Annotated in this window: 19 protein-coding genes; 5 read left to right on the top strand and 14 right to left on the bottom strand. The window is 71.8% G+C overall.

Translation table 11 applies throughout. The features are described from left to right. Positions 1–140 precede the first annotated feature (140 nt). On the top strand, positions 141–3,050 hold the full coding sequence (locus ABZX37_RS23195; RefSeq protein WP_354742667.1) for an AAA family ATPase: 2,910 nt from the start codon (positions 141–143) through the stop codon (positions 3,048–3,050). Between the two features lie 14 nt (positions 3,051–3,064). Next, positions 3,065–3,454: a DUF302 domain-containing protein gene (locus tag ABZX37_RS23200; protein ID WP_354742669.1), complete on the top strand. Its 390-nt coding sequence runs from the start codon at positions 3,065–3,067 to the stop codon at positions 3,452–3,454. A 425-nt stretch (positions 3,455–3,879) separates the two neighbouring features. On the opposite strand, the gene ABZX37_RS23205 is transcribed toward ABZX37_RS23200, so the two are convergent. From ABZX37_RS23205 to ABZX37_RS23215, 3 genes are all read right to left on the bottom strand, one after another. Further along, positions 3,880–4,059 (bottom strand): hypothetical protein, encoded by a 180-nt coding sequence (locus ABZX37_RS23205; RefSeq protein WP_354742671.1) that lies wholly within the window; start codon positions 4,057–4,059, stop codon positions 3,880–3,882. 28 nt (positions 4,060–4,087) lie between these two features. After that, positions 4,088–6,649, bottom strand: coding sequence for a type 2 lanthipeptide synthetase LanM family protein (locus tag ABZX37_RS23210; RefSeq protein WP_354742673.1), 2,562 nt, complete (start codon positions 6,647–6,649; stop codon positions 4,088–4,090). A gap of 86 nt (positions 6,650–6,735) precedes the next feature. Then, on the bottom strand, positions 6,736–7,104 hold the full coding sequence (locus ABZX37_RS23215; protein ID WP_354742749.1) for a helix-turn-helix domain-containing protein: 369 nt from the start codon (positions 7,102–7,104) through the stop codon (positions 6,736–6,738). Between the two features lie 86 nt (positions 7,105–7,190). Between ABZX37_RS23215 and ABZX37_RS23220 the strand changes: the two genes are divergently transcribed. Then, complete coding sequence (locus ABZX37_RS23220; RefSeq protein ID WP_354742675.1) at positions 7,191–7,847, top strand: SDR family oxidoreductase; 657 nt, start codon at positions 7,191–7,193, stop codon at positions 7,845–7,847. Between the two features lie 390 nt (positions 7,848–8,237). Here ABZX37_RS23220 and ABZX37_RS23225 read toward each other — a convergent pair whose 3' ends face one another. From ABZX37_RS23225 to ABZX37_RS23245, 5 genes are all read right to left on the bottom strand, one after another. After that, entirely contained in the window at positions 8,238–8,642 is a 405-nt protein-coding gene (locus ABZX37_RS23225; RefSeq protein WP_354742677.1) for a hypothetical protein, read from the bottom strand. Positions 8,643–9,041: 399 nt separating this feature from the next. Further along, the gene (locus tag ABZX37_RS23230; RefSeq protein ID WP_354742679.1) at positions 9,042–10,673 is read right to left on the bottom strand and encodes a carboxylesterase family protein; all 1,632 of its coding nucleotides are present in this window, start codon (positions 10,671–10,673) and stop codon (positions 9,042–9,044) included. A gap of 906 nt (positions 10,674–11,579) precedes the next feature. Further along, positions 11,580–11,978: a hypothetical protein gene (locus tag ABZX37_RS23235; RefSeq protein WP_354742681.1), complete on the bottom strand. Its 399-nt coding sequence runs from the start codon at positions 11,976–11,978 to the stop codon at positions 11,580–11,582. A gap of 272 nt (positions 11,979–12,250) precedes the next feature. Next, positions 12,251–13,015 (bottom strand): GAF and ANTAR domain-containing protein, encoded by a 765-nt coding sequence (locus ABZX37_RS23240; protein WP_354742683.1) that lies wholly within the window; start codon positions 13,013–13,015, stop codon positions 12,251–12,253. Between the two features lie 79 nt (positions 13,016–13,094). Then, entirely contained in the window at positions 13,095–13,844 is a 750-nt protein-coding gene (locus ABZX37_RS23245) for a GAF and ANTAR domain-containing protein (RefSeq protein WP_354742685.1), read from the bottom strand. Positions 13,845–14,235: 391 nt separating this feature from the next. Here ABZX37_RS23245 and ABZX37_RS23250 point away from each other — a divergent pair, with 391 nt between their 5' ends. Next, on the top strand, positions 14,236–14,550 hold the full coding sequence (locus ABZX37_RS23250) for a dsRBD fold-containing protein (RefSeq protein ID WP_354742687.1): 315 nt from the start codon (positions 14,236–14,238) through the stop codon (positions 14,548–14,550). Positions 14,551–14,621: 71 nt separating this feature from the next. Here ABZX37_RS23250 and ABZX37_RS23255 read toward each other — a convergent pair whose 3' ends face one another. Beyond that, a complete protein-coding gene (locus ABZX37_RS23255; RefSeq protein ID WP_354742689.1) occupies positions 14,622–16,328 on the bottom strand; it encodes a GAF domain-containing protein in 1,707 nt (568 codons plus the stop codon). A 135-nt stretch (positions 16,329–16,463) separates the two neighbouring features. Here ABZX37_RS23255 and ABZX37_RS23260 point away from each other — a divergent pair, with 135 nt between their 5' ends. Further along, on the top strand, positions 16,464–17,444 hold the full coding sequence (locus ABZX37_RS23260; RefSeq protein WP_354742691.1) for a hypothetical protein: 981 nt from the start codon (positions 16,464–16,466) through the stop codon (positions 17,442–17,444). Here the strand turns inward: ABZX37_RS23260 and ABZX37_RS23265 are convergent. The 5 genes from ABZX37_RS23265 to ABZX37_RS23285 form a co-directional block, all read right to left on the bottom strand. After that, a complete protein-coding gene (locus ABZX37_RS23265) occupies positions 17,441–18,091 on the bottom strand; it encodes a response regulator transcription factor (RefSeq protein WP_354742693.1) in 651 nt (216 codons plus the stop codon). The two genes, ABZX37_RS23260 and ABZX37_RS23265, sit on opposite strands and share 4 nt — an antisense overlap. Before the next feature lie 87 nt (positions 18,092–18,178). Then, positions 18,179–19,894, bottom strand: coding sequence for a GAF domain-containing protein (locus ABZX37_RS23270; protein ID WP_354742695.1), 1,716 nt, complete (start codon positions 19,892–19,894; stop codon positions 18,179–18,181). Between the two features lie 445 nt (positions 19,895–20,339). Beyond that, positions 20,340–21,224 (bottom strand): universal stress protein, encoded by an 885-nt coding sequence (locus tag ABZX37_RS23275; RefSeq protein ID WP_354742697.1) that lies wholly within the window; start codon positions 21,222–21,224, stop codon positions 20,340–20,342. Continuing rightward, complete coding sequence (locus ABZX37_RS23280; protein WP_354742699.1) at positions 21,221–21,829, bottom strand: CBS domain-containing protein; 609 nt, start codon at positions 21,827–21,829, stop codon at positions 21,221–21,223. Before ABZX37_RS23280 ends, ABZX37_RS23275 begins: the two co-directional genes overlap by 4 nt. Before the next feature lie 70 nt (positions 21,830–21,899). Next, complete coding sequence (locus ABZX37_RS23285) at positions 21,900–22,190, bottom strand: DUF1918 domain-containing protein (protein WP_354742701.1); 291 nt, start codon at positions 22,188–22,190, stop codon at positions 21,900–21,902. Positions 22,191–22,203: the final 13 nt, after the last annotated feature.

Below are 22,203 nucleotides of genomic sequence, written 5' to 3' on the forward strand. Positions count from 1 at the left end.
ACAATTGCGCCACAAGGTGGAACGGCGGTATTTCTGCCCCCACGAAAGCGGGTGCCTGCGTATAGCATTTCGCGGCGGGGGAGCAGACCGGCAGCGGGCGAAAGCCGTCGACCGCGTGCCGTTCGGCTGAAGGGGTGGAAATGCTCATCGGACGGGAGAGCGAACTGGCCGGGCTGGCCGGGTTCCTGAGCGCGGCGAGAGCGTCCTCCGGCGCCATGGTCGTGCTCACCGGGGAACCGGGGATCGGCAAGACCTCCGTGGCGGAGGCGGCCGCGGAACAAGCGCGGGCGGCGGGCATGGTGGCCGTGCGCGGGCGGGCCAGTTCGACGGGTCCGGCGATCCCGTTCCGGCCGCTCGCCGAGGCGCTGCTTTCGCTGGCGCGCACCGAGCCCAGCCCGGACGACGAACTGCTCGCGCCCTACCTGCCCGCGCTCGGGCGGCTCGTGCCGGACTGGGCGCGGCCGGAGCCGCGCGAGACGTCGCTGCTCGTGCTCGCCGAGGCGATCCTGCGGCTGACGTCGTGGTTCGGCCGCGGCCGCGGCTGCCTGCTGGTCGTCGACGACCTGCACTGGGCGGACCGGGAAACCTTGACTGTGCTGGATTATCTCGCGTCGAACCTGCGCGAGCAGCCGGTGCTCGTGCTGGCCACCGTCCGCGTCGGCACGTCCGCCGGCGCGGAGCTGGTGAAAACCCTGGCCCAGCGCGGCGACGCGACCCCGGTCGAACTCGACCGGCTCGATCGCGCCGGGGTGACCGGGCTGGTCGCCTCGATCCTCGGCTGCCCGCCGGGCGAGGTCAGCGCGTCGGCTGTCGAGCACCTGTACTCGCAAAGCCGCGGGAATCCGTTCGCTGCCGCGGAACTCACGCGGTACGCGGTGTCCATGAAGGATCTGGTGCGGCGTCCCGCTGGCTGGCAACTGGTGGGCGGGAAGCGAAAACGGGTGCCGCTCAGCCTCGTGCAAGCGGTCGAACAGCGGGCACTGCAGCTCGGCCCGGACGGGATGCGGCTGCTGTCGGTCGCCGCGATCGTCGGCCGGACTTTTCCCTTGCCGGTGGTGCAACGCTGCGTCGGCCTCGACGACCGCACCCTGCTCGCGCACGTCCGCGCCGCGGTCGCCGAACGCCTGCTGACCGGCGGCGACGGCACTCCCGGCTGGTACTCCTTCGAACATCCGCTGACCGAGGAGGCCCTGCTGTCGCTGACCACCGCGGCCGACCAGGTCACCCTCTCCGGCCGGGTCGCGCAAGCGATCGCCGAGTTGTACCCCGGCCTGCCCGGCTCCTGGTGCCACCTCGCCGCCGACCTGCACCGCCGCGGCGGCGACCTGCCCGCCGCCGCCCGGCTGTACCTGGAAACGGCCCGCCGCGCATTGCACGCGGGCGGCCCGGCGACCGCCGTCGCCGTGCTCGACAACGCCCTCGACATGCTGTCCGAGGAAAACCGCTGGCACGCACTGCGCGGGGAACTGCTGGAAGCCCTGCTGACCGCGCTCGCCGAAGACGGCCAGTTCGACCGCGCCGCCGAGGTGGCCGCCGAACTGCGGCTGGGGAATCCCTTGTGGGACAACGAAAGTCAGGTCCGCCAGCAGGTCCGGATGGCGTGGGCGGCCCAGGTCGCCGGCCGCTGGGAGGACGGCGTCCGCCAGGTCGCCGCCGCTCGCGCGCTGCTGCCGCCGGAGGCTTCCGAAGCCGACACCGCGGTGATCGACGTCGTCGACGCTTACCTCACCTCGTGCCGCACCGGCGCCGACGCCGACCACGTCAGCCGCAGCGAAGCCCTGGCCCGGCGGGCGATCCGCGGCGCCGATCCGGCCGGCGATCCCGAGACGGCCTGCAAAGCCTGGTACGCCATCGGTTTCAGCACGCGCGGCCGGTCGCTGGCCGAATCCGACGAAGGCTACCGGCGCACGCTGGCGCTGGGCACCGAGCACCAGTTGACCACCTGGCGCAACCACGGTCTCATCGGACTGGGCGCGAACGCCTGGCTCGCCGAGGGCGACGCTTCCGCCCTCGAGTACGCCTACCGCGAGACGCTGCGCTCCGGCTGTATCACCTTGGCCAGCAACGTATACGCCAACCTCGCCTACGCCGCGGTGCTGCGCGCGGACTACGACCAGGCTGAGCAGATCCTCACCGCGAGCCTGGCCGAGTGCGGACGGCTGCGGCTGCACTCGGTGATCCGCTACGCCCTGATGCTGCGCGCCGTGCTCGCCGCCCACCGGGGCCGGTGCCAGGAGATGCGTACCGCTCTGCGGGAATTCCGCGCGGCCGGCGGCGAAAATTCTCGTGAAGCCCCGTTGACTAAAGGATTGGCCGAACTGTTCTGCGCACTGCTCACCGAAGACCGGGAAGGCGCCCGGACCCTGTCCGCGGAATTGATGGCGGAATACGGCGGGCTGGAAGCCTATTTCCACTTTTCCGGTACTTTCGGATTAGTCCATTTGCTCGGCGCGGTCGACGGAACCGGCGATCCGGCCGAAGTGGACCAGGCGGCCCGCGCCCAAGTGGGCCGGATGCGCTGGAACCGCCAATTCCTCGGCTTCGCCCGCGCGGTGCACCACGGCCGCGCCGGCCGTCCCGATGCCGCCGAGCAGGAGATGGACACCGCCGTCGCCGCCTCGTCGGTCTTCCCGACCGCACGGCACCTCGCGCTGCGCCTGGTGTCCGAAGCCGCCCTCGCCGACAGCTGGGGCAAACCCGGCCAGTGGCTCGCCGACGCGGAGAACCATTTCCACGGAAGCATCGACGTCCTGGCCGGCGCCTGCCGCTCGCTGCTGCGCCGGATGGGCACCCCGGTGCGCTACCACAGCTCCGGCACCGAACGCATCCCGCCGAAGCTGCGCGGCATCGGCGTGACACGGCGGGAGTTCGAGGTGCTGCAGTTGATGCCGGAGCGGCTCGGCAACCGGGCGCTGTCGCAACGAATGCACATCTCGGTGCGGACGGTGGAGAAGCACGTGGCGAGCCTGCTGGCCAAGACGCAAGCCCCGGACCGGACCACACTGTGCGAGTACGCGACCGCGGTACTGGGCGATTCGGCACCGGGCTGATGACTGGCTGCGGGATGCTCACGGCTGCCAGCGCTTGGTCGGTCCGGGAGACCATCGACCGGCTGGAGGCTGCTGTTGCCGAGGCCGGTCTGCTCGTTTTCGCGCGGATCGACCACGCGGCCAATGCCGGGACGGCACTCCGGCCGACGGAACTGCTGATCTTCGGCCATCCCCGGGGCGGGACGCCGTTGATGCTCGATCGGCAGACGAGCGGCCTCGACCTGCCGATGAAGGCTCTCGCTTGGGAGGATTCGTCCGGCCGGACCTGGCTGACCTACAACGACGCCGAGTGGCTCGCCGAGCGGCACGGGCTCGGTCCGGGGAGCGTCGCTGCGGTGGAGGCTGTTTCGGCGGGGATGGCGGGGCTTGTGCGCGCTGTCGTCGCGCGGGGAGCGGATGGGTAACCGGCTTGCCGGCTAGCGCTGCCGATCGCTCTCCGGCCGCGCAGGTTCGCCGCAGCGGATCAAGCCCGGCGAGCGCCGGGGAACGGTCACGCTCCGCCAGCCGAATCCCCTCTCCGGCCGCTCGGCGGTGACGTGCCAGTCCGCCGCGCCGGACCGAATCGCCGTCCCGGCGCGTTGGGATGGCCGAGCGTCCACAAGGGACACCCGGCCACCCACCGAACCCCCGCCCGGTCCTCGCGCTGCTGCCAGGCCTGTCCGGTCAGCCTCTCCGCGCCGCCGCCAGACCGGCCCAGCCAGCCCCTTCGCGCCGCCGCCAGACCGGCCCAATCAGCCCCTTCGCGCCACTGCCAGGCCTATCCAGTCAGCCTCTCCGCGCCACCGCCAGACCAGCCCAGCCAGCGCCTTCGCCGCCGGAGCTGTCCGTCTCAGCTCATCCCGGCGACTGTGCTCGGGTCTCCCGCCAGTGCGACCACAGCGACCGCGCCCACGGTCATTCCGGTCAGCACCGCCGAGCGCACCCACTGCCGCCGCCAGGCGGGCACGGCCTGTTCGGCCTCGGCGGCGTCCTCCTCGGCTTCCGGTGCGGGCTGGACGTCCTCGTGCATTTCCGGTTCTCCTTTCCGATGGGATTTCCTAGTGATGTTCGGGAACCGCCCCGGCGGCCGGTTCCAGGAGGGACAGCGCCGGGACCCGGTCGGCGAAACCCAGCCGCAGCAGGCCGTGGCCGATGCCGGACAGGCCGTGCAGCAGGCCTGGCGTCGGGACCGCGCCCGGGGTTCCGCAGGCGAGTCCGTGCGGGAGCCGGACCGGTGCGCCGACGGACCTGGCCGCGTCGAGGACCCCGAGTTCTCCGTGGCACAGCGAATGATCCGGCGAAGGGGGCCGTTGTTCCAGCGCGGCGCGAAAACGGTCGACCAGGCGGGGAGAAGGAGAAGCGAGGACGAGACCGGCCAGGCCGGAGCACCAGCCGAGCCCGGTCGCCGGAGCTTCGCCGCCGGTCGGAGCACGGCCGGCCAGCCGAAGAGCGTGCGTCACCCCAGCTCGGCCGAAAAGGAATCCCCCGCCAGGCAAAGGAGAAAGCGAAGCCAGCCGCGCACCCAGTTCCTCGACGAGCGCACCCGCTTCCGGCAGGCCAGTGTCAGCCGCCACCGCCGAGACAGCTAGTACGGCCCCGGCCAGACCGTCGGCAACGTCCGCCGCTTCGGAAGCTCGGGCGGCAGCGGCGGTCGCGCGCAAGGCCGCCGGGATGTCGAACGTGGAATCCGCCAGCAAGTCGGCCAACCGGGCGACCGTGTAGGCGATTCCGCCCAGCCCGGTGAACGCGCCCGGCCCGACGCCCGACGCCAGCGACGCGTAGCCGTCCAGCAACTCGACCAGCCCCGGCAGGGGCCGGACCGTCCGGGCCGCAGCGTCGAGGAAACGGTCCTGTCCGCTGATTTTCCCCAGCTCAGCGAGAAACAGCGCCACCCCGCAATACCCGCTGCCCAGCGAAGCGCCCATCTGCCGGACGCACCAGTCGCCGTCCTCGGCGATCTCCAGCGAAGGCCAGTTGATCCGCACCGCATCGGCACTCCCCCGCCGCAGCAGGTCGTCGCCGATGTCCACGGCCAGCTGAAGCAGGCGCGCCGGATCGGGCACCTCGAGACCAGCCGCGGCACCGGGTACCAGGCGGTGTCCGGCGAAGGGCGTCATCGTGGCGAGAGAGGCCTCGACGAACCACAGCTGCGCGCGAAGGTCCTGCTCCCCCAGGCTGGCGATCCGGGCCCGCGCCGCGGACAGGCCGTCGGTTTCCAGGACGTCCGGGAGCCGGGTACCGGCAGTGGTCCAGACCTCTCGTCCGCCCACTGTTGCGGCGAAGTACGGGATGTCCCCCGCCAGCAGATCGGCCCGGGACGCGTCGGCGAAGCGGGCGAAGTGCGGGTACGCGGTGACGTCGTCGAGCGGAGCGAACGCCTTCGCGCGGCCGTCGATCTCGCGCAGGAACGCCGGTTCCGTCGATTCACGCAGCAAGTCCGCGTACCACTCGCTCGCCCGGGGAACGATCCGCAACTCGGCATCCGCGAACCGGTCCAGGCCGCGGAGCAAGGTGTCTCCGGCGAGCGACCGGTAAGCAGTACGGAAGCCGTCCAGGAAAGCGCTGCTGTGGGCCGCCGGATCGACGTCGGGGGCCGGGAGGTTCCGGCCGCCGGCGTACGGGGCGGGGCCGCGGACCAGGCGCATCCGGTCGGTACCCGCGTCGGCCCATGCGGGCAGGTCGTGCGGGAACCGGCCCGGACGGCCGCCGAACGCCGAAAGGTCAAGGCGGCCGTAAGGGCCGAATACCGGGCGGGGCAAGACAAAGGTGTTCAGGACAGAGGTTTCCAGCGTCGTCAGAGCTGGATCGGAACCGCCGTCGGTGTGCGGGGTCCAGCGGGGCTGGAAGAGCGTTTCGACGTCCACCACGACCGGACAGTCGCCAGCCGCCACGACGTTCTCCGCGTGGATGTCGGTGGCGCCGAGAACGTGCAGCAGCGCGAGTTGCGCGCCCAGCCGACGGTAGAACTGGCCGACATCAGCGGCGGGGCGGGCGTGGATGAACTCGACCCAGCCGTATCCGGGGCGTTCCAGCACCTCCGCCCGGCCAGGGGCGAGACCGCCGAGAAGCGGGGCAAGCTCGGCAAGCAGGTCGTTCCAGCGCGCGTGCAGGCCGACCGGGCACGGGCGGTAGATCAGCCGGGCACCGGAGGCGAAGCTGAGTTCGCTGACGGTCCGGCCTCCGCAATGAGCGTCGCCGCGGCCGAACGCCACCGCCATGACCCGTCCTGGATCGCCGCCGAGGAAACCGGCCACCAGGGCGCGGTCCTGGTCGAACCGGGTCAGCAGTTCCGAAGCGGCGGAGACGGCGTTGCGCGTGAGAGCGTCGAGAAGCTCGGCCAGGCCCGGGTGCTGGGCCAGGACGTCCGGCAGCGGGTCGCTGGCCACGAAGGAGTCGAACGACGTGAGGCTGGCGACGAGCGTCCGGGCCGAGGCGGCGCACAGACGGTCGCTGAGCCAGTCCTCCATTCCCTGGCCGACGGCGGCGAGCTCGGCCGCGTCAGCATCGGGCACGGCGGCGCGCAGCTGTCTCGACGCGGCGCTCACCAGCGGCTGTACCGCAGGCCGGAAGCACCGGGCGCCCCCTTGCGCGCCGGACGGTTCGGACCCCGCTCGCGACATGGGTCGCAGCCTGCCACGCGGCGGGCCGGCGGCGCATGGGTACGGCCTACCCAAAAAGCGGCCCGGCCAGGGGGAAATTAGCCGTCTCAGTCCTGCCGCGCCGAGTGGGCGCGTTCGCGGGCTTCGAGGATCTCGGGGACATGGGTTTCCGCCCATTCGCGGACCGCGCGCAGCGGCCCGAGCAGAGACCGGCCGAGGCCGGTGAGCCCGTACTCGACGCGGGGCGGCTGTTCCGCGTAGTCGACGCGGGCGAGCAGGCCGTCCTCCTCCATCGCGCGCAGCGTCTCGGTGAGGACTTTCGGGGTGACGCCCTGAATCTTCTCCGCCAGGACGGTGAAGCGCAGCGGGCCGTCCTCGAGCGCGTTGACCACGAAGACCGTCCACCGCGCCCCGATCCGGTGCAGCACCACCCGCGACGGGCAGGTCGCGGACATGACGTTGTAGCCCACGGCGATTCCTCCGGTTCCGGTTACGTTGAAGTACCTGGTTACTTTTCCATAGCCTACTTCGGCCACGACAACCGACGAAACGGAGAAGGACCATGGGCAACGGGCTGGCCGGGCACACAGTGCTGGTGCTGGGCGGACGGCACCTGGGCACGGCGATCGCCGACGCCGCGACCGCCGAGGGCGCGAAGGTGCACGTCGCGTCCCACCGTCCCGGCGGATTGCACATCGACCTGCGCGACGAGTCGACCATCGCCGCCGCGGCCGCCGAACTCGGGGAGGTCGATCACCTCGTCAACACGGCCGCGGCACCCCACGCGGCGCCGGTCCGCGAACTCGACCGGGACAAGACCGTCGACGCCTTCACCGCCAAGGTCATCGGCCCCTTGCTGCTCGCGAAGCACTTCACGATCCGGCGGTCGCTGCTGCTGTTCTCCGGCCAGGTCGGCTGGCGTCCGGCGCGCGGGAGCGTCGTGACAGGCGTGACCAACGGTGCGGCCTCGTTCGCCGCGCGGCACCTCGCCGCCGAACTCGCACCGGTCCGCGTCAACGCGCTGTCGCCGGGGATCATCGACTCCGGGGCCTGGGACGCCAAGGGCGATGCCAAGGCGGACTTCCTCGCCAACGCCGCGCAGCGAACCCTCGTCGGCCGCACCGGCACGGTCGCCGACGTGACCGACACGGTGCTCTGGATGCTGCAAGCCGAATTCCTCACCGGCGAAACGATCCACCTCGAAGGCGGCCGCCCCTGAACGCAATTCCGGAACGTCGTCGAGCCGCATCGGGAACACAAGGGCGAAAACGGCTAAACCAGTTCTGCCTTATGTCTTTGCTCAAGCTTTCGCGGACGCCGCAAGGGGTTTGCGCCGAACGAAGGATTGCGATCAACACGCGGGCACCGGTCCAATAATCTCGGCCGGCCACCGCGGTACGGGGCGGCCATTCCCCGCGAACGACCGGTGATGAACCACCGGTCGTTTCGCCATTCCCGACAGAGGAGCACACATGCGAAGACAGTGGGCACACCGCGCGACCGCGATCGCGCTGGCCCTCGCCCTGCTCGCCGGAACCGGGGCCGCCCCGGCGAACGCGACCGCCCGGCCGCAGGTCATCGGAACCATCGTCACCTGGGCGCAGACCGCCTACTCGGTCCTCAAGGACTTCTTCGGCAACAAACGCTCGATCGAGGACGCGACCAGGGCCATCCTCGACGCCATCAGCACCGCCAAAACCGAGCTCATCAACCACATCGACCAGGTCGCGATCACCCAGGCCAAGGCCTGCGCGCACAGCGCGGTCGACGACTTCGCCGACATCGAACGGTTCACTCCGGACACGCTGCAGGCGTATGCCAGGGACAGCTCGTACTGCGTGAACCTGATCGACAGCCAGCTGTCCGCGATCACCGACAAATCGGCGGTGGACCAGCTCGGCTTCGCACTCCACGCGGTCGCGCCGATCGCGCAGGTCGCGCGCAGCCGGGCCGGGTTCAGCGGGACCGGCCTGCTCGCGACGGTTCGCGACGGCAGCAACATCGTGATCGCCAAGCTGGAACCGGAATGCCATGTTGAAGCCGAAGCTGTTGGCGGGCCTTACGGCGCGGCGGCAGTGGTTGATCACGTTGGTGTGCACTGGGTACAACGGCACCAGCGCCAGCAAGTACCTCGGCTACCGGACGAGTCCCAATCCGCCGGTCACCTATCCCGACTCGCTGAAAGACAGCGCCACGAACACCACCAGCCGGATCGCGGCCCGGACAGTGTTGCCGAGTTTGATGGCGCCGACTCCGTCGTCGCGGGCGGGATCGCCTTTAAGTCGGCGTGCGGAGGGGCAGTGCGCCCGGCCCGGGGGCCGTGCACACTGCCCCTCCGCACGCCGACGCGATCCCGCGTTGTGGTCGGGTTTTTGGGATTAGGGCGGGAGGAAACTCTGCTGGCGCTGGCGGGTCATCGGTGCTGGATGAATGGGGACAGAGGGTTCCAGAGGCCGTCGCACCGGTGCTGGCGCGGGATTTCAGTGGTGAGCTGGCTGTCCCCGGCCGCGTTCAAGGACATCACCACCGGGTTGTGTTCGGTGAAGGGATCCCAGCGCGGAGTGCCGTCCACGGTCGGGTTTCCGGTGCGGGCGAAGCCGGTCCACTGGGCCACCAACTGGTCGGACAGCACCTTTTGGTTGGGGGTCAGCTTGATTCCCGGCGGCGGCGTCAACAGCATCCCCTCCGCCACGTGGTACGCGCCGTTCGGCTTGGTCGGGTCCAGGAAGAACGCGGGCGGCACGTCGGTGTCGTCCATCTCGTAGGCGAAGACCGGGATGTGGCGCGACAGCCGTTCGTCGTTCAGGACCGCGGGGCAGACCGAGTTGGAGTCGGCCACGATGGTCCGGAAGGCGAGGAACGGGGCCGGGTTCGGGAAACGTTTCAGCGGGTACAGTTCGCTGACTTCCTTGGCGTGCTCGCCGTACTGCTGCGCCACCAGTTTGCGGTAGTCCTCCGCCGTCGAGGCCGACGGCAGCTGGACCTCGTCGCGGGCCACGCCGTGCATCAGCGCCACCTTGTTGACCCGGCCCTTGGCGAACGCCTCGCCCGGAGACAGCGGCAGCGTCGTCCCGTTCACGATCGGCGCGATCGTGCCGCTGTCCGGTTTCATCCCGTTGCCCGCCTGTTTCAACAGCGTCGCCACGGGCACCTTGCGCAAGCACGCACCGGCATTGTCCTGGCAGCCCAGCGCTTTCGCGAACCGCGCTCCGGCCTGCTGGGCCTGCTCCTCGTCGGGCAGATCCGCCTTGCAGTCCTGCGGCTGCCACTGGATGTCGGTGCCCAGCAACGAGTTGTACTCGCCGTTCTGGCTGATGCCGCGCTGGAACAAGCCCGCCGCGGTCGGCGACGCGGTGTGGTCGCAGACGCTCGACCCGCCCGCGGAAGCGCCGTAGATCGTGACGTTGTGCGGATCTCCGCCGAACTTCGCGATGTTGCGCTGCACCCAGCGCAGCGCGGCCTGCTGGTCCTGCAGCCCGTAGTCGCCCGCGTGCTCGCCGAACGCCTGGTGCGCCAGGAACCCGAAAATCCCGAGCCGGTAGTTGACCTCGACGCTGATCACGTGCCCCTCGGTCACGAGCCGGCTCGCGTTCTGCGCCTGCAGCAACAGGAACCCGCCGCCGTGCAGCTGCACCATGACCGGCAGCTTCCCGTGCCCCGGGTTGGCGGGCACGCGGACGTTCAGGTTCAGGCAGTCCTCGGTCTCCGAACCCGGGCCGAGGCCGGCCGGCTGCGGGCAGGCGTTGCCCGGCGCGGTCGCGGCGAACGGCTTGGTCCACTTCGCCGGCCGCTGCGGCGGCGCCCAGCGCAAATTGTCCACCGGCGGCGCGCCGAACCGGATTCCTTCCCACGACCGGACGTCCGGGCCGGCGATCCCGCACACCGGGCCGTCGTCGGTCGGCACCGTCGTGCCGGGCGAGCACGCCGGCGCCGGCGGCGGGGCGGCCTCGGCCCGGCCGCCCGCCACGGACGCCGAACCGGCCAGCGACGACGCCACGAGGGCGACCGCCGCCAGCGCGACGCCTGCCTTCCCGTCAAGTCTCATCCGTCCTCCTTCGCTCCTGCCTGGCCGGGAGAGCGCGACGGCGGACGCGGGACACGACGAGCGGCATCCACGCACCGAACAGGCGACCTGCCGGCATGGGCTCGACCTCACCGGTGGCCGTTTTCCCGGCCACCGCCACGAGAACGCCCGCGGACCGCGCGTTCCCGCCGCACTCCAGTCTGGGCGCGGCGGGAAAAGGCACAACCTCCGTTCGGTCGCGCGGGAACTGTCAAATTCCCGGGCAGAATGGTCTTTGTCAGGGATCGGAGATTCCGCCGCCTGACCGCGTCCCGCGAGCCCGTCGCGGGTCCGGCTGTCGAGTGCGGTTAATCCGACAGCGCCGAGGACGAATTCCGCGGGAATATGCGTATCGAACCGAGACCCGGGCCGCTTTTTGTCCGATTCGGGCCTCCCGCCGCTCGAGAGGCCCTCCGAATCGGGTCCTCCGGCCCTGCCCGCCGGGAACGGCGCGTACCTACCGTGGGCAGCACCTCGAAGACAAGGCCCGACAAACCGAGGTGTGCCGTGTCCGCTCGAATCGAATGGCGTCTCGCCTGCAGCTGCGTGTTCCTGTTGTGCGCACTCAGCCCGGCACTGCCCGCGCGGCTGTTCGCCTTGGTATCGGCCCTCGCGGCCGGCGCGGTCCTGGTGTGCGCGATCCGTCCGGGGAGCTTTTTCCGCAAGCCTGACCTACGGCGAAAACTGTTCACCGCCGCCGCGGCGGGAATGCTGGGAATGCTCCTCGGCTGGCTCTCGCACGCGGGCGGGCTCGTCGCGTCCGCGGCCGGTCTCCTGATCGTGGTGCTGCTGATCAGCTGGACCGTCCGGTTCGCCGGGCGCCGCACCGGGCACAGCGAAGCACCCGCGCGGACGCTGCGAGCGGCGAGCGCGCGAATCAGGCCGCGGTCAGCAGGATTGCCCGCCCGGCAGGCAGCGCAGCGGATGGTCGGCGGCGGCGTTCCACTGCAGCGCCGCGTTGAGCTGCCCGTCGGACAGCCGGGCGTGGCGCGCGAGTTCGGGCAGCGACGCCTGCCCCGCGGACCGGCTGGCCTGGCACAGCAGGCCGAACCACCACTGCTCGTCGACCCAGTCGCTCCGGGCCTTCTCGACTAGCTGGGCCATGTGCTCGTCGCCGCAGGCGTAGACGAGCCGCTGGCCGTGACCGGCGAAATCGGCGGGATCGACGCGCGAGGAATCGGGGACGAGCGCGGTCTGCAGTTTCCCGGGCGGGATCTGCTCGCCGCAGCGCTCGCACGTTTTCCTGCGCCGGGTACGGAAAACTGCTTCGGGGGACGGAAGCGACATCAGGCACTCCGGACTATCGGCACGGGTTCCATGTCGCAGATGTCAGAAAGCCGGGGGCCAGGGCACGGGGCATCTGCACGTTCCCAGGCGGGATCCCCGTCGGGACCCCTTCCGGGAAACCCACAGTAACGGCGGCTCGCGGGCCTTGCCAAGACGTCCGTTAGGGCTTCCGCGGCCTTTCCGCTCAGCATGGCGGTGCACAGAGCGGGGCCGTTACCGTCATTACGGGTGGAATCCCGAGCACGCCGGGTGACGCGGCGTGCCCGGCGGGGTCAGTCCGCGGCGCTCTCGCCGAGAATCTCGTCCGGCCGGAGTTCGTTGCGCGCGACCGCTTCGGCCACTTCGCTGAGCCGCTGGTTGTGCCCGCGGCTGTAGGCCCGGAGCCGGTCGAACGCCACCTCCATCTCCAGCCCTCCCGCGTGCGCCAGCACGCCCTTCGCCTGCTCGATGACGACGCGGCTGTTCAGCGCGTGCTGCAACTGCTCGGTCAGCAGCTCGCCGCGCCGGATCGCGCGCTCCTGCAGGATCCCGATCGTGGCGATGTCCGCCAGCGCGCGGGCCACGCTCAGCGCCGACCCGGTCAGCGGGCTCCGGCCGCGGCCGAACAGGTTCAGCGTGCCGATCACCTGCCTGCGCAACCGCATCGGCATCGCGTGCACGGAACGGATCCCGGCGCTGGTCGCCTCCGGCACGAAACCCGGCCACCGCGCGGCCTGCGCGACCAGGTCTTCGACCACCACCGGCTCGCCGCTGTGATAGGCGTCCAGGCACGGCCCCTGCTCGGTCTGCAGCTGCAGCAGCTCCAGCATCCGGCTGCTCTCGTCCGACGAGGCGACCACCTCGAGGCCGCCCCGCTGATCCGCGAGCAGCAGCCCGGCGGCCGAGGCCCCGAGCAGCGCGACGCAGTATTTCGCGAGCCGGTGCAGCATGTCGGCCACGTCGTATTCGTCGACCAGCGTGTCGGCCATGTCCACGAACGCCCGCAACAGATCGTTCTCGCTGGACGGCGTGACCGTGCCGGCGAACCCGTCGCTCATCGGTGTCTCTCCTTCGTCTTCCACTCCCCGGCGGCGTTCGCACGCCCGCCTCGCGGGGAACCCAGCGTCGTGTCCGGCTTCACCGCTCGATCTCCCTCGGGTGCAGCCGGCGCTCGACGATGTCGCGCGCGACCTCGTCGAGCAACTTGTCTTCGGAGTACGCGTACGCCCGCAACCGGGCAAGTGCCTGTCCGGCGGGAATCCCGAACTCCGCGATCACGATCCCGGTGGCCTGGTGCACCGTGGCCCGGTCCCGGACCAGCCCGCTGACGACGTTGTTCCCGGGTTCCCCGGAAACGCCCGCTGTCGCCACGGCCAGCAACGCGCTGGTCACGAGGTCGATTCCGCGCAGGATGGTCCCGAGTTCGTCGTCGGTGAGCCAGCCGGCCGCGCGCCGGTAGGTGTCCACCGCACCGATCCTGGCGGCCCCGCGCCGCAGCGGAAACGCGAATATGCCGGAAAACCCGGCGGCCCCCGCTTCGGTGGCGAACACCGGCCACGACGCGGGAAGCCGCTGCGAGAGGTCCGGCACCAGCACCGGCCTTCCGGTCTCGTACGCCTCGAAGGACGGGCCCTCGCCCAGGCTGAACTGCAGCGAGTCGAGGTGCTCGATCACCGGATCGCTGGCCAGCACGAGCGCACGGTGTTTTCCGTCGACCATCAGCGAAACGGCGGCGCCGTCGACCGGCATCGAATCCACGATCGACCGGCACACCTGCGCCAGCGGAGCCGTCACGTCGCGGCCTTCGCGCAGCGCGACCAGCAGCTCCGAAAGCAAGGCGGCCAGGGATTCCGCGAAATCCCCCACTCCGGTCACTGCCTGGTTCACCGCCTTCCCGAGTCCAGAACCAACCGAGTTCCGCACCGCCGCCGGACGGCTTTTCCAGCTTACCCCCGGCCCCGCTTTCCGCCGAAGCGGCCTCGCCGGGCCCGACCGTCCGCAATGGACAGCGGGGAAGCGGCCGTTGCCGGCCCGCCAATAGTCCACAGTGGACCTTCAAGCCGCGCGATCTGCCGCGCGGGAACGGCACCGAGCCGCGGACGTCCGCCGGGGCGGCGGTGACCTCCGGCCCTATCCCGGCCCGCGCCCGGCGCAGCACGATCGGCACTGGCGTGAAAAACGGCTGGTCCCCGCGGCGGAATACGAAGGCGCGCAGAGGACTTCCGGCCCTTTCCTTCCCCGGCGGGGCCTGCGACGGTGAACCTGGAACGGAGCTGACATGACCGAGACCCCGCAGCAGTGGACACTCGCCATCGCGTTCGACCGGACCGCGCACTACACCCGCGCCCGGGCGGTGCTGCGGACCGACGACGGGGACGAATACTCCGGCATGGGCCTCGCGCACAGCGCGGCCGAAGGTCGCGGGCTCACGCACGTGGCCGGTTACCTCGCCGCCGGACGGGCCTTGTGCGACCTTTCCCAGGAACTGCTGGAGGCGGTCGTGATCGACGTCGATGCCGAACTGAACCAGCTCAGCGCGACGATCCCGGCCAGCCGGTCCGGGGACCACCGCCCGGACGCGCTCCGCGCCTGAACCTCGCCGCGGATTCCCCTGGCTTCCCGGCAAACCCCTCCGTCCTCCGGCACCGCGGGCCAGGACTGCCGTCAGCTCAGCGGCGCCGACCAGTCCAGCCGCACGCCCCCGCCCGGACGCGTCCCGAGCGCGAACTCCCCGCCCGCCGACTCCGCGCGCTCCCGCAGATTCCCCAGCCCGCTCGGGGAAACGTCCTCCGGCAGCCCCGTTCCGTCGTCGGTCACCGAAATCCGCACCACGTCGTCGCGGACCGCTACGGAAACCGACAGCGCCGACGCGCCCGCGTGCCGGACCGCGTTGCTGACCGCCTCCCGCACGACCGCTTCCACGTGCTCGGCGAGCTGGGCGGGAATCGCGTCGAGCGGGCCCGCCATGCTGACCGTCGGGTGCAGCGGCGCGTCGTCGGTGAGTTCCGCGATCGCGTCGTGCAGCCGGTGCCGCAGCCGGACGTTGCCCGCCGCCCCGCCGTGGAGGTCGAAGATCGCGGTGCGGATCTCGCGCACGATCTCGTGCATCTGGTCGATGCTCTCCTGCAGCCGCCGCTGCAGCTCCGGCGTTTTCGTCCGGCGCTGCGTGCTCTGCATCGCGAGCCCGACCGCGAACAGCCGCTGGATCACGTGGTCGTGCAGGTCCCTGGCGATCCGGTCGCGGTCGGACAGCACGTCGCGCTCCCGCGCCGCCCGCTGCTGCGACGCGAGCTGCAGCGCCAGCGCGGCCTGGTCGGCGAACGACGCGAGCACCGGCAGCTGCGCGGTCTCGAACAGGGCGGATCCCGGGTCCCGCAGGGCGATCAGCACTCCGGAGGTGTGGTCGCCCGCGCGCAGCGGCACCACCAGCGCCGGACCCCGGCCGCGGTCGGCGAACAGCTTCAGCTCGGCCATCCGGCGCGGGGTCCGGTCCTGGAACACCGCGCCCGGCACCGTCCCGGCGACGGGCATCCGGCTCCCGGTCAGGTCGGCGCCGCCGCCCGCGCACACGGTGACGGTCAGCTCGGCGGGCTCGGCGTCCCGGTCCTCGTCGACGTCGAGCCGACCCGTGCCGGGCAGCGCGAGCATCGTGATGTCGGAGCCGGTCAGCTCCAGCGCGCGGCCCGCGATCAGCTCCAGCGCGTCGACCGGATCCGTGCCGCCGAGCAGTTCCGTGGTCACCTCGCTGGTCGCGCCGAGCCAGCGCTGCCGCAGCCGGGTCTGCTCGTAGAGGTGCGCGTTCTCGATCGCGATCCCGGCCGCGGCGGCCAGCGCCTGCACGATCACCTCGTCGTCGTCGGTGAATTCCGCCCCGTCTTTCTTCTCGGTGAGGTAGAGATTGCCGAACACCTCGTCGCGCACGCGCACCGGGACGCCGAGGAACGAGTGCATCGGCGGATGGTTCGCCGGGAAGCCGACCGACGCGGGATGTGCCGAGATCTCGGTCAGCCGCAACGGTTTCGCGTCGTCGATCACGAGCCCGAGCAGCCCGTGCCCCTCCGGAAGGTGCCCGATCCGCTCCCGTGTCTCGGCGTCGATGCCCCGGTACACGAACTCGGCCAGCGCGCCGTCGTCGCCGAGCACGCCCAGCGCGCCGTAGTGCGCCTCGCCGAGTTCCACCGCGGCCCGCACGATCCGGCGCAGCGTCGCGTCCAGTTCCAGCCCCGACGCGACCGCCAGCACCGCCTCGAGCAGGCCGTCCATTTTGTCGCGGGTGCCGATCAAGAGCTCGATGCGCTCCTGAAGATCGCGCAGCGTCTCCCGCAGCCGCAACTGCGACAGGGTTCCGGACAGCTTTCCGGTTTCCGGCATCAGACCCGCTTTCGGCGCTCGGCGTTCTCAGACAGATGACTTTCGCCCCTGTGCGCCCCCGCCCGGCGCACGCATGCTGAAGCGAAGAACCACGCACGACACAGTGTCCCGCGTTTCGCGGTCCCGGGGAGAAGGATGACCCTTCAGGTGGCGCCGTCCGGCCTGCTCAGCGCCGAACAGGTGGTGTCGGTGCTGCGCAGCGCGACTCTCGCCCCGTCCACGCACAACACCCAGCCCTGGCTGTTCAGCGTCGGCCCGACGGGCATCGAGGTGCACGCCGACGCCGACCGCACGCTGCCCGTCGCCGACCCGGACCGGCGCGAACTGCTGCTTTCCTGCGGGGCGGCGCTGTTCAACCTGCGCGCCGCGATCCACGCGACCGGGGTGCACCCGGCCATCAGCTACCTCCCCCGCCGCGGCGATCCCGACCTGCTCGCCCTCGTGCGCCCGCGGGCCGCCGCCGCGACCGACCGCAAGCTCGCGTCCCTGGCCGAGGCCATCCCGCTGCGGCACACCAACCGCACGCCGTTCACCGCGAAACCCGTGCCTGGCGGGGCGCTGGGCGCGCTGCGGCACGCGGCCGAGGTCGAACACGCCTGGCTGCCGCGGCTCGACGCGGACCAGCTCGCCGGGCTCAAGGAACTGATCCGCGAAAGCCACCGGCTCCAGACGGAGGACCCGGCCTTCCGGTCCGAATGGCAGCGCTGGACCGGCCGCGGCCGCAACCGGCGCGACGGCGTCCCGTTCGCCGCGGGAGGCGCCGTGACCGCCGACGACACCTGGGTCCTGCGCGACTACGGCGGCGGCTCGCGCGCCCCGGGCGCGGCTCCGCTGGTCGTCGTGATCGGGACGTTCGCGGACCTGGCGATCGACCGGCTTCGCGCCGGGCAGGCGATGCAACGCGTCCTGCTGACCGCCACCGCCCGCGGAATCGACGCCTCGTTCATCTCCCAGCCGGTCGAAGTGCCCGCGATCCGCACCAGACTCCGCGATTTGCTCGGCGGCGGGCTCTGGCCGCAGATCGTCCTCCGGCTCGGCTACGGCGCCCCGGTGCCGCGGACTCCGCGACGGGCGCTGGAGGACGTTCTCGTCACGCCGTCCCCGCTCAGCGTCTAACCCGGCCGACGCGGACGTCCCCGCAGTTCCGTCGCCAGCACCGCCGCCTGCGTGCGCCGCTCCATGCCGAGCTTCGTCAACAGCCGCGACACGTAGTTTTTCACCGTTTTCTCCGCCAGGAACATCCGTTCGGAGATCTGCCGGTTCGTCAGCCCCTCGCCGATCAGCCCCAGCAGGGTGCGCTCCTGTTCGGACAGTTGCGACAACGGGCCCCGCTGTTTTTCCGCGCTGTCGCGCAGTTTCGCCATCAGCGCGGCCGCCGCGTGCGCGTCCAGCAGCGACTTTCCCGCGCCGACGTCCCGGACCGCCGAGATCAGGTCCAGGCCCTTGATGTCCTTGATCACGTACCCGGCCGCTCCGGCCAGCACCGCGTCGAGCATCGCCTGTTCGTCGGTGTAGGAGGTCAGCATCAGGCATTTCAGGTCCGGCGACCACGACCGCAGTTCGCGGGCCAGCTCGATGCCGTTGCCGTCGGGCAGCCGCACGTCGAGCACCGCGACGTCCGGGCGCAGCGCCGGAATCCGCGCCAGCGCCTGCGAAACGTCGCCCGCCTGGCCGACCACGGCGATCTCCGGGTCCTCCTCCAGCAGGTCGGCGACCCCGCGCCGGACCACCTCGTGATCGTCCACCAGGAATACCCGCAGCATCGGTCCTTCTCCCACCTAGGGCTGGTTCGTGCGTCGAGAGTGTCGAGGGTACGGCGGCCGGCCGCGCCCCGGCGGCGCCGGAAGTCCTCATTCCCCCGGCGGCGACTGGGTTTTCACCGGCACGGACCAGCTCAGCCGGGAACCGCCCGCCACGGTCAGCGTCCCGCCGCGGCGGCTGGCCTGCTCCGCCAGCGCGGCCAGCCCGGGCGCGGCGGACACGGCGAGGTCGCCCGAGCCCTCGTACCGGACGGTCACCGTCGTCCGCGCCTCTTCCGCCTGGATTTCGACCTCCACCGAGTCGGCCGAGGCGTGCCGGGCGACCAGCCGCAACGCGTCGGCGAGCAGCGGTACCACGACGTCCGAGGGCACCGGGTCGAGTTTCCCGGTCAGCTGCGTGGACACCGCCAGCCCCAGTTCCTCCCGTGCCTGCGCGAGCACCCGCAGCACCTGGTCGCGGATCGGCTCCGGGCCGGGCGCCACGACGTCGTCGAGCCGGAAAACGGTCTGCTGCACGTGATTGATCACGTCGTCCAGGTCGGCGATCGTCTCGCGCAGCCGGGTCGCGACCACCGCCGACTTGGCGAGCCCGGCCGTGGTCTGCAGCGACAGTCCGGTGGCGTAGAGCCGGTTCAGGATCTCGCTGTGCAGCCGCGCCGCGATCCGGTCCCGTTCGTCGTGCAGCGCGGCGTCCTCGCGTTCGGCCCGCGCCTGCGCCAGTTCGAGCGCCACCGCCGCCTGGTCGGCGAACCAGGCCGCGATCTCCAGGTCGTCGGCGGTGAACGCCGGGCGCCCGGCCAGGCGGGAGACGGTCAGCACCCCGGCCACCGTCCCGTTCCCGGCGAGCGGCACCAGCATCACCGAATCGAGGTTCAGGCTCAGCACGGACGGCACCGACAGCCGCGACAGCTCGTCCGGCCACGAACCGATCCTCGGCTCGCCGCTGGCGAAAACCGTGCCGGCCACAGTGGACTCGGTGAGCAGTTCCCGGCCCGCCAGCTGCTCCGCGCCCGCCCCGACCGCGCGTTCGACGAAGAGGTAGCCCTCCCGCTCCGCCCTGCGGGTGACCGAAACCAGGTCCGCGGACGCGAGCGCCCGCGCGTAGTCCACGACACGGCCCAGCGGATCGCCGAGGTCCGCCGACAGCAGTTCCCGGGTGACCGCCGCGGACGCGCGCAGCCATTCCTGCTGGTTCCGCGCGGTCTCGTACAGCCGCGCGTTCTCGATCGCGCTGCCCGCCGCCGCGGCGAGCGCGAGCGCCAGCTGCTCGTCCTCCTCGCTGAACCGGCCCTGTTCGGCGTCGGCGAGGTAGAGGTCGCCGAAAACCTCGCCGCGCACCCGGACCGGGACGCCGAGGAAGCTCGTCATCGGCGGATGCCCCTCGGGGAACCCGGTCGAGCGGGGATCGTCCTGCAGCCGGTCCAGCCGCACCGGGCGCGGGTCCTCGACGACCGCGCCGAGCAGGCCCTTTCCCTCCGGCAGCCGGCCGATCCGCGCGACCGCCTCGGCGTCCATCCCGGTGTGCACGAATTCCGACAGCCGCCCGTCCGGCCCGATCACCCCCAGCGCCGCGTACCGCGCCCCGACCAGTTCGCACGCGGACTCCACGAGCCGGCGCAGCAGCGCGGGCAGCGCGAGGCTGCCGGTGATGGACTGGGTCGCGCGCAGCAGCCCGCGCAGCCTGCCCTGCGTGCTGATGACCTCCTGTGCGCGCTCCACCAGCTCGCCGAGGAGCTGGTCCAGTTCCATCCTCGGCTGATCGGGGAACGTCAGCCTCGGTTCTTCGGGTGTGTCCCGCTGGTTCACCCCGGCTCCTGCCCGTCCGGCGCCGCCGTCCCGTCCGCGCGGCGCCACTGGGAAATCAGTCTTGCGGCTCGTGCGAGGGGCCGTCAAGCGCGCGAAAAGGGACCGGCGGCGATTTCCGGCGCTGCACGGGAAAACGGGCGTGCCAGGTTCTCTGTTCACGGGGAAATCGTGCGGGAAAAGCGTCGTGAACGTGCCGGGCCGGGCCTTCGCGATCGCCGTGCCCGCCCGGCGGCCGCGGTGCATCCGGCGGTGCGCCACAAGGTCGAACGGCGTGGTCGGCCCGCACTGGCGGGCGGGCGCGAACAGCGGCGGAATGGTTCCTCCGGCGGAAGTCCTGATCATCGAAGCGGCCGAGGCGGAATTCCCCGGTTGCTCCGTCCGGGCATTTTTCGGATTCGCGCGGCTGTTGTCCTTTCGCCAGGCGTCCGGGAGGCCGGCGGGCCGGTCAGCGCCGCGCCTCCGGCCGCACCACGAGGACCGGGCACGAGGCGTGGTGGATCAGCGCCTGGGCGGTCGACCCGAGCTGCATCCCGGCGAACCCGCCCCGGCCGCGGCTGCCGACGACCATCAGCTGGGCCCGCTCCGACTCGTCGAGCAGCACCTGCCGCGGCCGGTCGCGGACCAGCTTCCGGTGCACCTCGACGTCGGGGTACTTCTCCTGCCAGCCGTCGAGCCGGTGCGCGAGCAGCCGCTCCTCGACCGGCTGGCGGCGGGTTTCCCGTTCCGGCACCGGACGCGCGGTGCGCTCGATCGCGTCGCAGACGACGTCGGCCCAGGCGTGCACCGCGACCAGCGGGACCCGCCGGAAACTGGCCTCCTCGAACGCCGCCGCGATCGCCGCCTCGCTGTTCGGGCTGGTGTCGACGCCGACCGCGACCGGCCCGTCGGGCGGGACCGGGCCGTCGCCGCGGCGGCCGCGGACCACCGCCACCGGGCAGCCCGCGTTGCTCACGACCGCCGCGGTCGCCGCGCCGGCCAGCATGCCGGTGAACCCGTCGGTCCCGGTGCGGCCGAGCACGACCATCCGGGCGTCCCGGGACCGGTCGATCAGCAGAGCGGGCGCGGAATCGGTGTAGACCTCGTTGCGGACGCGGAGCGCGTCGGCCGCCAGGTCCTCCCCGACGGGCGCGAGGAGCCCGCCGTCGGACGGCGCGTCCTCGAAAAGCGGGCCGGGCCCGGCGAATCCGGCGGGCACCGCGGTCTGCAGGCAGTGCACGAGCTCCAGTTCGAGGTCGCGGCCCGCGGCGAGCCGGGCGGCCCACCGGACCGCTTCGGCCGCGCCGTCCCATCCGCCGATCCCGACGAGGACCGTGCGGTTCCGGCCGGTCATCTGCCCGTCCCGTCGCTCGCCGGGCCCGCGCCCACCACGCCGGGCACCGCGAGCGCCAGCAGCGTCGCGACGTCGCGGTCGGTTTCGTCGTCGTACCGATCGGTGATGCGCACGATCCCTTCGTGCACCTCGACTTTCCAGCGGCCGGTCCCGCCGTAGACCTCGAGCCGGTGCCGCACGTCCGCCGCGATCGCGGTGTCGGCGCGGGCGAGCACGCGGACCACGTCGCCGCGCGTCACGATCCCGACGACCCGGGAGGACTCGACGATCGGCATCGCCTGGCTCTGCGCGTCCACCAGCTCCCGGCAGACGTCGGCGAGGTCGGCCCCCGGCGGCATCCCGGCGGCGGGCGAGGTCATCACCGCGCCGACGGTCGTCTCGATCGCGCCGGGGTGGTACGGACGGCGCCGTTCCGCCGGCGGCGGTCCCTGGGCCCGGCCGCGGCCGAGGTCGGCTTCGGTGACGATGCCGACGAGCCGTCCGTCGTCGTCCACGACCGGCAAGGCGGGGAAGCCGCGTTCGGCCAGAATCCCGGCGGCCTCGTCGGCGGAGGTCCACGGACGCACCGTCTCCGCAGGCGAGGACATCAGATCGCGTGCGCGCATCAGACCCGTCCTTTCCCTGGTACTGGCTCGAAAGTAGGCGACGGAGCGGACCGGGCACGCCGGTCCGGAGTCACCGGCGCGAAGGACCAACGTCCTCAGTGCCGCGCCGGGGACGGTTCCCGGCGCGGCGGGGACGCGGGGCCGCTCCGCCGTTCGGCGCAGGGGCGTTCCGCTCGGCCTCGGTGAGCACGACCGCGTCCGGGCCGGGGTAGATCGTCGAGACGTAGCCGCCGAGGAACCACGCGACGGTGAACGGCGGGCCGCCGTCCGGGGTCCCGACCGCGACGATGCGGCCGTGCTGGTCCGGGAATTCCGCCCGGACGCTCTTCACCACCAGCCAGTCGCCGGGCTGTGCGCGCATCGCTTCCTCCTCG

The organism is Amycolatopsis sp. NPDC004079 (assembly GCF_040610415.1).
GTDB lineage: Bacteria > Actinomycetota > Actinomycetes > Mycobacteriales > Pseudonocardiaceae > Amycolatopsis > Amycolatopsis halotolerans.